General features: G+C 64.5%; 12 protein-coding genes and 1 pseudogene. 7 read left to right on the forward strand and 6 right to left on the reverse strand.

Going from position 1 to position 14,513, the window contains the following annotated elements; genetic code table 11:
* Positions 1-94: 94 nt before the first annotated feature.
* From GD606_RS13480 to GD606_RS13500, 5 genes are read left to right on the forward strand one after another with little or no spacing between them, the layout of a single operon-like run.
* Positions 95-2,485, forward strand: a complete 2,391-nt coding sequence (locus tag GD606_RS13480) for a PEP-utilizing enzyme (RefSeq protein ID WP_163301179.1) — start codon at positions 95-97, stop codon at positions 2,483-2,485.
* 12 nt (positions 2,486-2,497) lie between these two features.
* Entirely contained in the window at positions 2,498-3,121 is a 624-nt protein-coding gene (locus GD606_RS13485) for a gamma-glutamyl-gamma-aminobutyrate hydrolase family protein (RefSeq protein ID WP_163301180.1), read from the forward strand.
* Complete coding sequence (locus tag GD606_RS13490) at positions 3,118-3,933, forward strand: phosphocholine cytidylyltransferase family protein (RefSeq protein WP_163301181.1); 816 nt, start codon at positions 3,118-3,120, stop codon at positions 3,931-3,933. The genes GD606_RS13485 and GD606_RS13490 overlap by 4 nt, the downstream gene beginning before the upstream one ends.
* A 39-nt stretch (positions 3,934-3,972) precedes the next feature.
* Complete coding sequence (locus GD606_RS13495; RefSeq protein ID WP_163301182.1) at positions 3,973-4,722, forward strand: class I SAM-dependent methyltransferase; 750 nt, start codon at positions 3,973-3,975, stop codon at positions 4,720-4,722.
* Positions 4,723-4,724: 2 nt separating this feature from the next.
* Positions 4,725-5,348: an adenylyl-sulfate kinase gene (locus tag GD606_RS13500; protein WP_163301183.1), complete on the forward strand. Its 624-nt coding sequence runs from the start codon at positions 4,725-4,727 to the stop codon at positions 5,346-5,348.
* A 203-nt stretch (positions 5,349-5,551) separates the two neighbouring features.
* On the opposite strand, the pseudogene GD606_RS13505 reads toward GD606_RS13500, so the two are convergent.
* From GD606_RS13505 to GD606_RS13520, 4 genes and pseudogenes are all read right to left on the reverse strand, one after another.
* A pseudogene (locus GD606_RS13505) lies at positions 5,552-5,737 on the reverse strand (integrase core domain-containing protein); the annotation flags it as partial.
* Between the two features lie 54 nt (positions 5,738-5,791).
* A complete protein-coding gene (locus GD606_RS13510) occupies positions 5,792-6,232 on the reverse strand; it encodes a transposase domain-containing protein (protein WP_163301184.1) in 441 nt (146 codons plus the stop codon).
* Between the two features lie 43 nt (positions 6,233-6,275).
* Positions 6,276-7,547, reverse strand: a complete 1,272-nt coding sequence (locus GD606_RS13515) for a radical SAM protein (RefSeq protein ID WP_163301185.1) — start codon at positions 7,545-7,547, stop codon at positions 6,276-6,278.
* Positions 7,548-8,331: 784 nt separating this feature from the next.
* Complete coding sequence (locus GD606_RS13520; protein ID WP_163301186.1) at positions 8,332-8,730, reverse strand: response regulator; 399 nt, start codon at positions 8,728-8,730, stop codon at positions 8,332-8,334.
* A 216-nt stretch (positions 8,731-8,946) separates the two neighbouring features.
* Here GD606_RS13520 and GD606_RS13525 point away from each other — a divergent pair, with 216 nt between their 5' ends.
* Positions 8,947-9,222: a hypothetical protein gene (locus GD606_RS13525; RefSeq protein WP_163301187.1), complete on the forward strand. Its 276-nt coding sequence runs from the start codon at positions 8,947-8,949 to the stop codon at positions 9,220-9,222.
* A gap of 5 nt (positions 9,223-9,227) precedes the next feature.
* Positions 9,228-12,065 carry an ATP-binding protein gene (locus GD606_RS13530; protein ID WP_163301188.1) on the forward strand — a complete coding sequence of 946 codons (2,838 nt, stop codon included), beginning with the start codon at positions 9,228-9,230 and terminating at the stop codon, positions 12,063-12,065.
* Between the two features lie 12 nt (positions 12,066-12,077).
* On the opposite strand, the gene GD606_RS13535 is transcribed toward GD606_RS13530, so the two are convergent.
* Positions 12,078-12,959, reverse strand: a complete 882-nt coding sequence (locus tag GD606_RS13535; protein ID WP_163301189.1) for a DUF2156 domain-containing protein — start codon at positions 12,957-12,959, stop codon at positions 12,078-12,080.
* Positions 12,960-13,007: 48 nt separating this feature from the next.
* The gene (locus GD606_RS13540; protein ID WP_163301207.1) at positions 13,008-14,423 is read right to left on the reverse strand and encodes an MATE family efflux transporter; all 1,416 of its coding nucleotides are present in this window, start codon (positions 14,421-14,423) and stop codon (positions 13,008-13,010) included.
* Between the last annotated feature and the right edge of the window lie 90 nt (positions 14,424-14,513).

The following is a 14,513-nucleotide window of genomic DNA, read 5'->3' on the forward strand; positions in this document are numbered from 1 at the left end:
TGGCAGGCGGGGGCGCAGGCATGGTTTAGCGCGGACCATGCTTCTGTTGGCCGACGCACCCCTGAACGCGGGCTGCTCCCGGGGAACGATTTGAATGACAGGCACTCCTTTCCTCTTCACATCCAAAGCGGACACGCTTGCGACCCTGTCGCGCCATGCGGACCTGAACATTCCGCCTCTGTGGGTCTTCACCGTCGCGCAGTGGCGGGCCGACCCCGAAGCCATAATGGCGTCCTTGCCGCCGCTGGTCGGCGAAAGCGAGTTGGCCGTGCGCAGCTCCAGCAGGGCGGAGGACCAGAAGGAAAGTTCCGGGGCGGGTGCTTTCACCTCGGTCCTGCATGTCCTGGCCGGGGACAGAACCGCGTTCCGCGATGCCGTGGAGACCGTCATCGCCTCCTACGGGGAGGATCGGTCGGACGACCAGGTCCTCGTGCAGTCCATGGTGCGCGGTATCGTCGCCAGCGGCGTCATCATGACCCGCGTACATACGGATGGCTCCCCTTACTATGTCATCAATTACGACGAGTCCGGCCAGGCCGACGCCATTACCGGCGGCCGCAACGCCAGCAAGACCGTCTTCGTCTTCCGCGACGCGCAGGAGAGCCACTGCGACTCCCGCAAGCTCTGCTCTTTCATCGCGCTGGCCCGCAGGGTCGAATCCCTGTGCGGGTCAGAGGCCCTCGACATGGAATTCTGCCTCGACTCCGCCGGGATCCTGCACCTACTGCAGGTGCGCCCGATCTGCACTCAGGCCCGCTGGATCGTTGGCGGGGACGAGCAGGTGCGTGACAAGATCGGTTTCGTGGTGGGCTTCGTCACCGAGCGAATGGGGAACTGGCCGGAACTCTACGGCAAACGGACCATCCTGGGCGTCATGCCCGACTGGAACCCGGCGGAGATGATCGGCGTCACCCCCCGGCTGCTGGCCAGCTCGCTGTACCGGGAGCTCATCACTCGGCGCGTCTGGAGCCAGGCCCGGGAGCTCATGGGCTACCGGACCATGCCGCCCGAGGAGCTCATGCTCATGGTGGCCGGTCGGCCCTTCATCGACGTGCGCGTGAGCTTCAATTCCTTTTTGCCCGTCGGGCTCGACACCATCACCAGCGAAGCTTTGATTAACGCCTGGTTGGACCGACTGGACAGCCATCCGCAGCTGCACGACAAGGTGGAGTTCCAGGTGGCCCAAACCGCGCTGGACTTCTGCTTTGACCAGAACCTCGCGGAGTGGTATCCTGGCCTTTTAACCAACTCCAGGCGGGAGACATTCCGTAGCGCCCTGCACACCCTGACCCTGGGTTGCCTGGATCTCGGGCCTTCCTCTACCTTGCCCTGGGCCTACGACGCCGTGACCGAGCTGCGCAACCGCCAGGCTGCCCGCGCGCCCATCCCGGCGCACGGCCTGCCGCGCGAGGCCAAGCCCCTGCCGCAGCTGGTGCTGCTGGCGGAGGAATGCCGCCTGTTCGGCACGCTGCCGTTCTCCGTGCTGGCGCGACACGCGTTCATCGCCGAGTCGCTGCTGCGCACGGCGGTGGCGCGCGGGGCCATCGCCCCGGAGCGCGTGGCCATGTTCAAGACCTCGGTGTGCACTATTTCCGGCGAGATGTCCTGCGATCTCATGTCCGTGTGCCGCGGAGGCATGGACAGGCAGAATTTCCTCGCGTGCTACGGGCACCTGCGGCCCAGCAGCTACGACATCCTCTCGCCCCGCTACGCCGATCGTGAGGGGCTGTTCATCGATTCGGACGTAGCGCCCATAGCCGAAACGGCGGCCTCCTTCACCCTCTCCACCGAGGAGCGCGCCGGATTGGAGGCTCTGCTGCAAGAGGCACGACTGGACGCAATCGCACCCGAGGGCTTGCTAGAATACGCGCGTAGGAGCATCGCCGGCCGCGAACTGGCCAAGTTCATCTTCACCCGAAACCTTTCGGACATGCTTGAGCTGCTGGCCCTGTGGGGCGAGGGCATCGGCCTGAGCCGCGAAGAGCTCTCCTTCCTCGACGTGCGTGATGTCATGGAATGGGCCTCTCACGCGCTGCTGCGCAACGCCTCGGTCCATTTCAATGAACTGGTAACCCAAGGCAGAGACCTGTTCAACCTCGGCCGCAGCATCAAGCTTGGCTACATCATCCGTTCCCCCCGCGACGTTTTCATCGTCCCGCAGCACCGTAGCGCGCCAAACTTCATCGGCGAGGGCAAGGTGGAGGCGCCGCTAGTGCGCCTGTACCCAGATACCCATTGCTCCGTGGATATCGTCGGGTGCATCGTCTGCATTGAGAACGCAGACCCCGGCTTCGACTGGATCTTCTCACGCGGTATCGCCGGGCTGATCACCATGTTCGGCGGCACTAACTCACACATGGCGATCCGTTGCGCCGAATTCGGGCTGCCCGCCGCAATCGGCATCGGCGAGCTGCTTTTTGAAACCGTCACTCGAGCCAGCTCGGCGCTGCTCAATTCTGGCACCTGCGTGCTGCAGCCCCTCTGAGGTCACGGTCACATGAACCTCCGCCTTGCTCTCACCATGCGCGTCACACAGGCGCCGAACTATCCAGAGTGGCGCGATTGCTTGGCCCAGGACTGGAGCACGTTCTTGGCCTCCGCCCTGCCGGGTGCGGCGTGGTGCGCCGTCCCAAACGTCGGCGCCGAGGCCGTGGCTATGCTGGAGGCCCTTGGCACCAACGCCCTCATCCTCACGGGCGGCGACGATTGGGGAGTTCATCCCGTGCGCGACGCCACGGAAGAGGCCCTGTTCCGCTGGGCGCTCGCCAAGGGTGTACCGGTTCTCGGGGTGTGCCGTGGGGCGCAGGCCATCAATCTGCTCTGCGGCGGAACCCTGGCCAGGACTGTGGATCGCACCCACGTGGCAGTACGCCATGCGGTGCTCTCCGCGGGGAAAAGCGCCCTGGCCGAGGTCAATTCGTTCCACAACCTGACCATCACCGGAGACGGACTTGGCGAGGGGCTTGCGGGCAGTGTATGGGCACCGGACGACACGGTGGAAGCCTTCCACCTCACGAACGGGCGCGCGGTCGGGGTCATGTGGCACCCGGAGCGCGAACCCGCACCGGCCGTCCACGATCTCGCCCTGCTACAGGAATTGTTCGCCGAGGAGTTGCAATGATCGGAATCGTCGCAGTGATCTTGGCCGCGGGCCGGGGCTCGCGTATGAAGGCACTGACGGGCGACCGGCCCAAATGCCTCACGGAGCTGGCCGGCAGGCCGCTGTTGCACTGGCAGATGGACGCGCTGAGGGCGGGCGGCGCCGAGGCCTTGCTCTTGCTGCGGGGGTATCGGGGCGATATGCTGCAGCCCGAGGCCCAGGGCATGGTGCCCGGGGCGTACGAGATGGCTGAGAATCCGGCCTGGGCCGAGACCAACATGCTCTCGACCCTCTTGTGCGCGGCCCCCTGGCTTGAGACGCAATTCGCCTCCGGCGTGGGCCAGGCAGTCATTTCCTATTCGGACATCGTCTACCATGCGGACCATGTGGCGGCCTTGGCCGCCTGTCCACAGGACATCGCCATCACCTACGACACGTTGTGGGAGCCGCTGTGGCGGCTGCGCTTCGGCGATCCTTTGCTGGACGCCGAGACCTTCCGGCAGGAAAACGGGCTATTGCGCGAGATCGGTGGCAAGCCCACGTCGCTGGGCGAAATCTGCGGGCAATATATGGGGCTGACCAAGGTGTCCGCCAAGGGCTGGCAGACGCTGGCCGCCACCTGCGCGACGCTCGGTGCGGACGTGGCCCAAACGGACATGACCGCCTTCCTGCGTCGGCTGCTTACCGACGGCCAGACGGTCGGGGCGGTTCCCGTGGCGGGAAAGTGGTGTGAGACCGACAACGAGGCGGATCTGGAGAGCTACCGCGGCATGCTGCGCGAGCCAGGTTGGTCGCATGACTGGCGCTGGGGCGGCGAGCGGGGTTGTGAATGAAGGATCTTTCCGCAGGCACACAGGAAGAATGGAGAATGCATGAAAACGGAATGGGACTACACGGTGCTGGCAAATGCCTATGTTGAGCGTCCGGACTATGCCCCCGAGGCCCTCGAACAGCTGTTCGCTATCGCCGGCCTGCGCGCCGGGGATCTGGCGTGCGATGTGGGAGCCGGCGCGGGCCACCTGACCATCCCCATGGCGAAGAAGGGTTTGAAGGTCATCGCGGTGGAGCCCAACGACGCCATGAGGGCTAATGGCCAGAAGCGTACCACGCAGTTCGCCAACGTCTCTTGGGTGGACGCGACAGGCGAGGACACCAGGCAGCTGACCGGTATCTTCGACTTTGTGTCCTTCGGCTCCTCCTTCAACGTGATGGACCGCGCCGTGGCCATGAAGGAGACTTACCGCCTCCTGAAGCAGGGGAAATGGTTCACGTGCATGTGGAACCACCGCGACCTGGACGAACCCATCCAGGATCACATCGAGGCCATCATCAAGGAGCACATCTCCGGATACGACTACGGCTCCCGGCGCGAAGACCAGGCCGCCGTCATCAGCGCCTCCGGCCTGTTCAAGGACGTGCAGACGGTGAGCGGAATTGTCATACATCGCCAAAACGTCGACAAAGTGGTGGAAGCCTGGAGATCGCACGGGACTCTGCATCGCCAGGCGGGCGATGCCTTCCCGGCCATTATCCAGGCCATCGACGTCTATCTTCGTGGCCTCGGCGTGGCCGAGATTGCGATTCCCTACACCACACGAGCGTGGATCGCCTGCAAGGCCTAGATATGATTGAACACGGGGCGGCTGGGCAAGTCATTTGGATTACAGGTTTTTCCGGGTCAGGCAAGACGACGCTGGCCAAGGAGCTCTTGAAGCACCTCGGAACGGCTATACTACTAGACGGGGACGAACTGCGCGAGGCCCTAGCCAGCGTGCAGGGCGGCTTCGACTGCGAAAGCAGGCTGCGCATTGCCCATGTCTATGCGCGCCTGGCGCGCCTTCTGGCGCGCCAGGGGCACACCGTGGTAGTGGCCACCATCAGCCTGTTCCACGAACTGCATGACTGGAACCGGGAGAACCAGCCGGGCTACCTTGAAGTCTGGCTCGACGTGCCGGAGGAGGAGCGCCGCAGGCGCGACCCAAAGGGCCTTTACGCCGCGGCCTCCTGCGTGCAGACGCCGCAGATGGCGGACTTGGACGTGTACCAGACCCCGCGATCCCCGCACCTGACACTGCGCTTGGTTGACCAGGCGGACATCGACGGATGTGTGCGGCGCGTGCTGGCCCTGGCGCGAGGCGGGCGGCTGGACAAAACCGGCAGCGGGTATGACGTCAAAGGGAAGACAGATAATAGTCGGGTAAACGAGAGAGGTTCCTCCACACACTTAGATCCGGACGTGCCCTCTTAGAACTTATCCATAAATAAATTGCAGTTGCATCCAATTTTGCTATAATTTCTCCAACGGAGAAAGTGGCGTTGCCCCCGCTAAACTGGACACCAGTTTAAGACCGTTGGCCACGCACCGCCGCCAACGACGGGCTCGTTGACGGCCCATTCTCGGCGGCGGGTCGTCGGCTCACTCCGCAGTGACTCGTCAGCGACACACATCCGGATGAACTCACGGGGTGACATCATCCTCAGCCCTTTGTGCGGGTGGATTTCGTTGTAATCCTCGAACCAGGCCGCAAGCTGGCTCAGGACGGTCTGAGCGTCCGGGCGGTCATGGACGTACACGTAATCGCGTTTGAAGGTTTTCACGAACGCCTCGGCCATGCCGTTGCTCTGTAAGCGCCTAATCAACCCCTTCTTGCGGCATGGAGATGGATGAGGCAGAAGCTCAGGCAGGTATGATTAGGGAGCGAGGTCAATATATTGCGGCAGGAGGGCCTTACGTTCGGCATCTGAGGTGGCCGTCGGCAAGTGCTCGAAGAGGTGGCGCAGATAGCGGTACGGCTCCAGGTCGTTGGCCTTGGCCGACTCGATGAGGGAGTACAAGGTGGCCGAGGCGTGTGCCCCTCGCGGATGGCCGGAGAACAGCCAGTTCTTTCGGCCTGCAGCAAATGGACGGATGGGGTTTTCGGCCAGATTGTTATCCGGGCGTAGTCGGGCACGAGCAGCCGGTCCCACTGCTTGAAAGCGTAACTGATGGCTTTGCCGAGCAGGCTCTTGGGGGGGGCTACTCCAGGCATCGGGCAGCGCCTTGAGCTTATCCGGCAGCGGTCTGGAGTTATCGGCTCGAAGATCCGTGATCCGCGCCGACGTAAGTGTTTGTTTCTCAGCTTCGCGCTCCACGCCGTAGAGATTGCCGAGGGCGACGTTTTACGCAAGAGACGTTTTAACGGACTTCCGAGTTGCTTTTGGCCAAGCAGGCGGCCATGGCCCCGCGCATGTCGGCGGTGGGCCGGGTTTTGACCAGGAAGGGCGGGCCGTAACGGAGCCGAGAGGCCAGCAACGGCCCCTGCACGGCCTCCTGCAATGGAGCGAATTCCCCGGCCCCGTGCCGGGACAGATAGACCGGGTCCACGCCGTCGCAGGCGCCACGGGCCGGGCAGCCCGCGCACTGCGCCGGGAAAAGTTTGAACTGTGCGCCCCGCATGCCGCACAGGGCCGAGCCATCCAGGGATGTGGCCTCCAGCCTGGTGAAGGCATAGACAGGGCGTATCCCGGAATCGGGGATGGGCAGCGGTTCGGCGCAATAGGCTGCAGGCTTGTCGTGGTTCAGGCACCGGTTGCGCCATTCGAAGGGGTCGTAGGCCACCCCCAGCACCCCCACCACATGCCGGGCCAGGGCCGGGAAGGCGCACAGCGGCACATAGCGGATGTTCACGGCTACGCCGCCAGCGTCAAGGATGGCCACGGCCTCTTCCAGGAAGGGACGGATTTTGGTGTAGGGCGCCTCCAGGGCGGCGGCCTGTTCCTGGCCGCGCCAGGCATGATAGGCGTTGAAGGCGATGAAGTTGATGGCGTAGACGCCCCGGGAGACCGCCAGGCGCGCGATGCGCGGCAGGTCGCGGCGGTTGCGCTCCATGATCACGGTGTTGCACGCATACTGGAATCCGCGTGAATCAAGGGCGTCCATGGCCGAGAGCACGGCGTCCAGCGAGCCGCCGCAGGTCTCCTGAAAGGCGGTCGCATCAGCGGCGTGCAGGGAAAAGAGGATATCCGTCAGCCCGTTTTCAAGCAGCGTGTCCAAAAGTCGGTGGCCTTCACGGACGCGCATCAGGTATTGCCCGAGGGTGATGCAGCGTACGGCCAGGCCCTTGGCCGCAGCCTCGGCTACGATCTGCGGCAATCCGGGATGCACCGTGGGCTCGCCTCCGGTGATGTCCAGATGCGTCAGGCCGTTGCCCGCAATGGCCCGCACGATGTCCAGACACTCGGAGGTCGGGCGCATGGACGCTTTGCGCACCCCTGTGAACTGTCCCGGCCCGCCGTCGTAGTAGCTGTAATAACAGAAGGCGCAGGAATGGGGACATTTGAGGCCCACATCGAGCACCGCGCCTCGGCTGAGTTCGCCCGGGGGGTGCGCCTGTACCCCGGGAAAGTCCCGGTCCGGCGTGGACCAGCCGGGGAGAGGGGCGGCCTGGGGGTCGTGGGTGTGCTGCACGGGGAATACCTCTTTTATCGGCGCGAATTCTCGTCGTTGCCTGTCTGGACGAGCTATGCCGGGGGGGGCCTCACCGGCATAGCCAGCACCGTCACGCGCCGTTCTCGTTCCTGTCGGGGGGAACCGGCCGCCCGGGCTTTACGGATGCGTCACGAAACGCGAAGCCGGGCCCTGGGTCCGTCATGGGTTTCGGCGAAAATCCGTTCAATGCCGTATTCCTGCTTCCAGTCCGGATAGTGCTTTTGAAATGTCCGGGTGTCGCGCTCCACCAGATATGGTCCCCGTTACGCTTTTTTTCGCCATACTGCCACTGCATGGGGTTCCCCGTCAGGCGTTCGCAGATGGCGATGGCCCCCAGCATGGAGCAGTTGGAAAACCGGTCCCCCCTGCATTCTACACCTCCCCAATGGACGCCAAGTCACGCTCATGGGCGACAATCCAGGCATAAATATCCCGGACCACCTGGGTGACGTCCCGCCTGGGCGACCATTCGGTGGCCTCCGTGATCCGTGCGTTGCCCGTTCCGTAGTATGGAACGTCATACGCGAAGATCCCCTGTCTGCGACAGCGGAACCCGGAGGTCTTGGCCCACGTATCTCCCTGTGGAGGCAAGGTTTTCAGTTCTGGTTCCCTGAAAGTCATCATTTGCAAATATCGGACCTGGTTTGATTCCCTGGCCAGGGGCGGTTGCGGCCCGCCTGATTCTTTGAAAACGTGCGCCCGGAAAGCTCATGGAGCGCGCCGTACGGCGCGCTGGGGATGGAAAGGCGGAGGGCCGAAGGCGTCAGGACGCGGGCGGGGTGCAGCCCTCGGGGAGGAAGGGGGCCAGGACGGTGTGCAGGGCCTGCGGAGTGAACGGTTTGGTCAGATAACTGGACACCCGGGCCTCGTCGGCCTCGGAGTGGTTGACGTCCTGGGCCTCGGCCGTGACCATGACAAAGGGCGTCGCCGACATGGCCGCGTCCGCCCGCACCTGGCGCAGCAGATCGATGCCCTTCATGCGGGGCATGTTCCAATCCGAGACGATGACGTCCACTTTTTCGGTCTGCAGCAGATCCCAGGCGTCTTTTCCGTCCCGGGCCTCAAGAACGCTTACGCCGGATAATGCGGCCAGCATCTTGCGGATGATGCCGCGCATGACCTTGGAGTCGTCCACCACCAGTATTCGCGCCGTGTTCTTCATGGATGCAGCCGTATGCGCCTTTTTGCGGCAGGATTCCGGGTTGCGTTCTGCCTGCCGAAGTGGACGTGTATAGCGTGTTGCAGACAAAAGGCAAGTCCGTGGAAGACGATCCCCGTTGCATCCGGCGCAAAAACGGGTATAGGAGTATCAAGCCCGCCTTTTTTGTCTTTTCTTCCGGCGGTCGGGACCGGACGTGGCCCCTTAACCGGAGATGGCATGAAAACCTTCAGGTCGCGTCGCGCCTTGTCCGTCCTGCTGTTTGGCCTGGCCTGGACGGTGTTCAACTGGCCCGTGCTCTCCCTGCTGGCCGACGCTGGGCTGCCCGAGGCCTTCTGGCGTCTGGGGGGCGGGTGGATGCTGGCCCTGTGCGGGCTTTTTTTTGTGTCCCGGGAGGTTGCGCCCCGAGACGCCCATCACACGGAGAACGTGCCTCCCCCGGCTGAATCGGAGACGTTTTTGCCCCGTGCGCCAACCGGAAACAACGGGGGCTAGGCGGCATGTTCGGCGCGACGGCGACGGTTTTGGCCCTTGGCGGCTATGTCCTGCTGCTTTTTCTCCTGGCCCTGTGGGTGGAGAACAAGTCCCCCCGGGCCCGGGCCCTCTCCCGAAGCCCCCTGGTCTATTCCCTGTCCCTCGGGGTCTATTGCACCTCCTGGACCTTCTACGGCAGCGTGGGCATGGCCGTGACGTCCGGAGTCCTCATTTACACCACCTATCTGGGGCCGACCCTGGCCGCCTTTTTCTGGCCCGTGCTCCTGCCGCGCATGATCCGTCTTAAAAACAGGCTGCACAGCACCAGCATCGCCGACTTCATCAGCGCCCGGTACGGCAAATCCCCGGTCGTGGCCGCCCTGGCCGCCATCCTGGCGCTTTTGGGCGTGGCTCCGTATCTGGCCCTGCAACTGCGTTCCGTGATCTCCGCCTTCTCCATCGTGGCCGGGCCGGGGCTGACCATGGTCGGCGACCTTCTGGGGGCGGCCGTGGTCCTGTGCATGATCCTCTTTACGCTCCTGTTCGGCCTGCGCCGCCTGGACCCCACGGAACGCCACCCGGGGATGATGGCTGTGGTGGCTGCCGAATCGGCGGTGAAGCTTATGGCCTTGACGGGGGTGGGGCTTTTCGTGGTCTTTGGCGTCAACGACGGCTTTGCCGACCTTTTCGCCAGGGCCGGGGCCAGCGGTCGCCTGCCGCCGACGCTTCCCGAGGGGGCCGAAGGCTATGTGCGCTGGACGAGTTTTCTGATCCTGTCGGCCTCGGCCGCCCTGTTTTTGCCCCGCCAATTCCATGTCGCGGTGGTGGAGAACGCGTCTGCGGGCCATGTGCGCATGGTCACCTGGTTTTTCCCCCTGTATTTGTTTTGCAGCACCCTTTTTATTCTGCCCATCGCCGTTCAGGGTTTGCTCTCAGGACTGCCAAGGGAGGTGGCCGACACCTACGTCCTGCGCCTGCCCATGCTCCACGACAGGCCATGGCTGACGCTTCTGGTCTTTCTGGGCGGATTTTCCGCTGCAGCGGGGATGATCATGGTGAGCTCGGTGACCCTGGCCACCATGGCCGTCAACCATCTGCTGCTTCCCCTGGCCGACATGGCGTCTCCCCTGCACTTTCTGCGCCGTAGGCTCCTCGGGGTCCGCCGCGTGGCCGCCGCAGGGATCATCATTCTGGCTGGCTGGTACGAAAACCGGGTGGGCGAGGCCTTGATGCTGGCGGACATGGGCATTGTCTCCTTTGCCGCCGTGCTGCAGTTTGCGCCAGCCCTGCTCCTTGGGCTTTTCTGGCGCAACGCGGGGAGGATGGGGGCGATTTTGGGACTCGGGGGCGGACTTCTGACCTGGCTGTACACCATGATCGTGCCGGCCCTGGCCCGTTCCGGGCGACTGCCCGGGGGCCTCCTGGAGCAGGGCCTCTTCGGAATTCCCGGCCTGCGTCCCGAGGCCCTGTTCGGTCTGGCGGACATGGACCGGGTTACCCATGCCGTGTTCTGGTCCCTGGCGGTCAATGTCGGGCTGTTTGCGGCCGGGAGCATCTTTTTTCGCCAAAACGGCCAGGACCGGCGGGCGGCCGACATCTTTTCCGCCTCGGGGAAAGACCACAGCGCGACCTTCGACAGCCACCTGGAAAAAAACATCGATTTCGGCCACAAGCGCCGTGTCCTGGCCGGACTCCTGGAGGCCTATTTCCCGGAAGGTGAGGCGGCGGCCATGGTGAACCGCCGGGCGGCCGCGTTGGGCCTGGCCGACCAGGGACGCATGAGCGTGCTGGAACTGGCCAACCTGCATCAGGCCGTGGAGGCCGAACTGGCCGGGGCCGTGGGGGCGGCGGCGGCCAGCCAGGCGCTGCCTGTCAGCCAAGTCTTCACCCCGAGGCAGCGCGAGGAGCTGTCCGAGGCCTATGGCCGCCTGCTGGCAGAGTTGCGCTTAAGCCCCGAGGAGCTGGTGGCCCGCATCGACTTCCACCGCGAACGCGAACGACTCATGCGCGACTATTCCCGGGAACTGGAGGCCCGGGTGGAGGAGCGCACCCGGGATTTGGCGGCAAAGGCCGGGGAGCTGGCCACGGCCAATGAGCGGCTCTGTGAACTCGACCGCATGAAATCCGCCTTCCTGTCCTCGGTTTCCCACGAACTGCGCACGCCCCTGACCTCCATCATGGGCTTCGCCCGCCTGGTGGCCCGGGATTATCACAAGACCTTCGCCCCCCTGGCCGGGCAGGATGCGGATGTCCTCAAAAAGGCCCGCCGGGCCGTAGAAAACATGGAGATCATCCGGGTCGAGGCGGCGCGCCTGACCCAGCTTGTGGATGACGTGCTGGATCTGACCTACATCGAGGACGGGCGCATGGTCTGGCGCGACGCCCCCCTGTCGCCGTCGGATCTGGCGACGGAGGCGGCGAAGGCCCTCAAGCCGGGGCTTCAGGAACATCCAGCCTTGTCCTTGCGTCTGGATGTCCCCGGGGACATGCCGCAGGTCATGGCTGACCGGGAGCGCCTGCTTCAGGTCCTGGGCAACCTGCTGTCCAACGCCGTCAAGTTTTCCCGGGCCGGGGAGATCGTGCTCGGGGCGCGGATCATGCCGGAGGGCGGGGTGGGGTTTTTCGTCTCGGACCAGGGGCCGGGAGTGCCCGAGGCGGACAGGGAGCGGATTTTCGAAAAATTCCACCAAAAAGACCGTAGCGGCGATCCGCGCGACAAACCCCGGGGCACCGGGCTTGGCCTGTCCATCTGCAAAGGCGTGGCGACCCGCTACGGCGGCCGGATATGGGTGACGGATCGTCCCGGCGGGGGCAGCGTGTTCTGGGTCTGGCTGCCCCCGGGGGTGTTGGTGTGGGATGCCTAGCCTTTACGGAGGTCAGGCCGGGCTGACGGCCACGGCAAATTTCTTTAAAAACGTCACGGGATTGTACGACATCTTGGCCTTGCGCAAGCCCTCGTCGCCCAGATCCTGCTCCCGGTTGACAAAGGCGAAGCCGTGGCCGCGATCAGCCAGAAACATCTGGTTGACGGCCTGATAGACGCCCTTGAATTCCGGCCGACCCTTTTCGAAATGGATGACCAGCATGTCGTCGGACAGGGCCTCGGCCACGGTGTAGGCCACAACCTCTCCCTCCACCCGCAGCACTCCGCCGAACAGGCCGCCGCCCAGGCGGTCCCAGTTCTGGAGCACCCGGGTGATGGCCCGGTTTTCGGCCAAAAGGGTGCCGGGATCCTCGCAGTCGCGCCAGGTGCACCACTGGCGCTGCATGTCCAGGGTGGCCTCCACGCAGTCCGGGGTCAGGTCGGAAAAGTCGTGTTGGTAGGCGCGCAAAAACTGGTTGAGAAGATTTTTCTTTTTGTGGAACCGGTTGCCCCGAAGCTCCACCAGTTCCGGCACGGAATAGACGTAGTCCCAGTGGTCCCGGGCCTCGGTGAGCCGCACCCGGCCGGGCATGGCCTCCTTCCAGAGTTCGGCCAGCCCTTCGGGCACCCGGGTCAGCTCCATGCCCCCGGCCAGAACCGGGCAGTTCGCCCAGTCCGGGCTGTTCCACGGTCCGATCGGCGCCCAGTGCACAAGAGTGGGCAGGGTCTGGCGAATCCAGACATGGGTGGCGCTGAAAGCCCATTCCAGCCCGTATTCCTCGGCCCAGCCCCAGATGTTGCCGAAGCTGTAGTCCGAGGTCTTCATGGGGCAAAGCGCCCACCGTTTGAGGTATTCCTCGCGCCCCGTCAGGCAGACGGGCTCGTAAGTCAGCATGTCGGATCGTCCTTTCGCGGTGCGCCAGAAGGGCGCCGCGCTCACGGTTCACGGCGGCGTCGGTTTCGTCCCCGCGACGGCCCCGGGGCGTGTCCGGGGCATGGCGAAGCGCCGCCAATCCTTGAATTGATAAACGTACAGCATGGCCGTGGCCTGTATGGCCTGGGAGGCCAGCATGGCCATCCAGACCCCTTCCGCCCGCCCCAGGACCATGTGCCCCAGGACAAGCGCCAGGGGCAGCCGCACCAGCCAGATGGAGGGACCGGTGACGGCCATATTGTACAGGGTGGCCCCGGCCCCGGCCAGCGCCCCGATGAGGATAAGGCCGGAAACCGTGAAGGGAATGGCCAGGATGTTGTACCGAAGGTAGGAGGCGGCCTGGAGTCGGACCTCCTCCTCTTGCGTCAAAATCCCGGCGGCCTGGTCCAGAACGGGCCACAGGGCCGCCCCGAGGAGCACGGCCAAAAGCGTGCCCAAAAGGGCCACCCGGTAGCCCGTTCGTTTGGCCTCATCCGGCCTGTCCGCACCCAGGGAGTGGCCGACCAGGATTCCGGCCGTGAAATTGAAGGCCATGGGCGGCAGAAACAGAATCGATTCGATGCGCACCCCTACGGCCATTCCGGCCAGGGCCTCCACGCTGCCCACGGGCAGGGAGGCGGTGATGCCGTAAAGCACCAGGTATCCCGAGTGCCAGACGATCTGCATGAGCCCCGAGGGCCAGGCCACCTTGAACAGATAGGGAAACCCCCGCCGCATCCAGCGCCAGGGGGGGATCGCCGACAGGGACAAAAAACCCTCGCGCCGAAGCAGCAGCAGGTTGAAGGCCAATCCGGCGCACAGCGAAACAAACGTGCTGATGGCCAGTCCCTTGTAGCCCATGTCCGGCAGGCCCCACAGCCCGAGTCCCAGGCCGAAATCCCCGATCACATTGACTACCGCCGCCAGCCCCCAGCCCACCAGGGGGGCCATGACCTGCTTTTTGGCCCGAAACACGGCGTTGCTGATGATGAAGAGGTAGTGGATGGGCAAAAGCAGCAGGAAAACGTCCAGGATGTAGCCGAAAGGTTCGTGCATGGCGGCGGGCACGCGCAGCAGCGAGACGAACAGGTCGCGGGTGGCCAGCCCGAAAACGAGGATCGCCAGGGACATGGTCCCTCCGGCCAGAAGCGACAGCCCCACGTAGCGCATGGCCCGGGCCGTACGCCCGGCGCCCAGGGATTGGCTTACGGCGGCCACGGCGCCGTTGGCCACGGCCGTGGCCAGGACCATGAAAAAGAACATGGCCTGGGTGAGCATTCCCATGGAGGCCTGCACCTCGCGCCCGAGAAGCCCGGCGACATACACGTCTGCAAGTCCGATGAGGAAATACAGGAACATGGTCAGGATCTGGGGCCAGGCCAGACGCCAGATGGAAGCGAAACCGACGGCGCGGGGGCCGGTCGCGGAGGTGGTGGAGGTGCGCATGTTGTGGTTCCGGCCAAAGCCCTTACGGAAGGCGAACCGTGTGGTCAAGGAACCCATGGCCGCACCAGTGGAAAATTCGCGTGGTATTGA

The sequence above is a fragment of the Desulfolutivibrio sulfodismutans DSM 3696 genome (genome assembly GCF_013376455.1).
Taxonomy (GTDB): domain Bacteria; phylum Desulfobacterota; class Desulfovibrionia; order Desulfovibrionales; family Desulfovibrionaceae; genus Desulfolutivibrio; species Desulfolutivibrio sulfodismutans.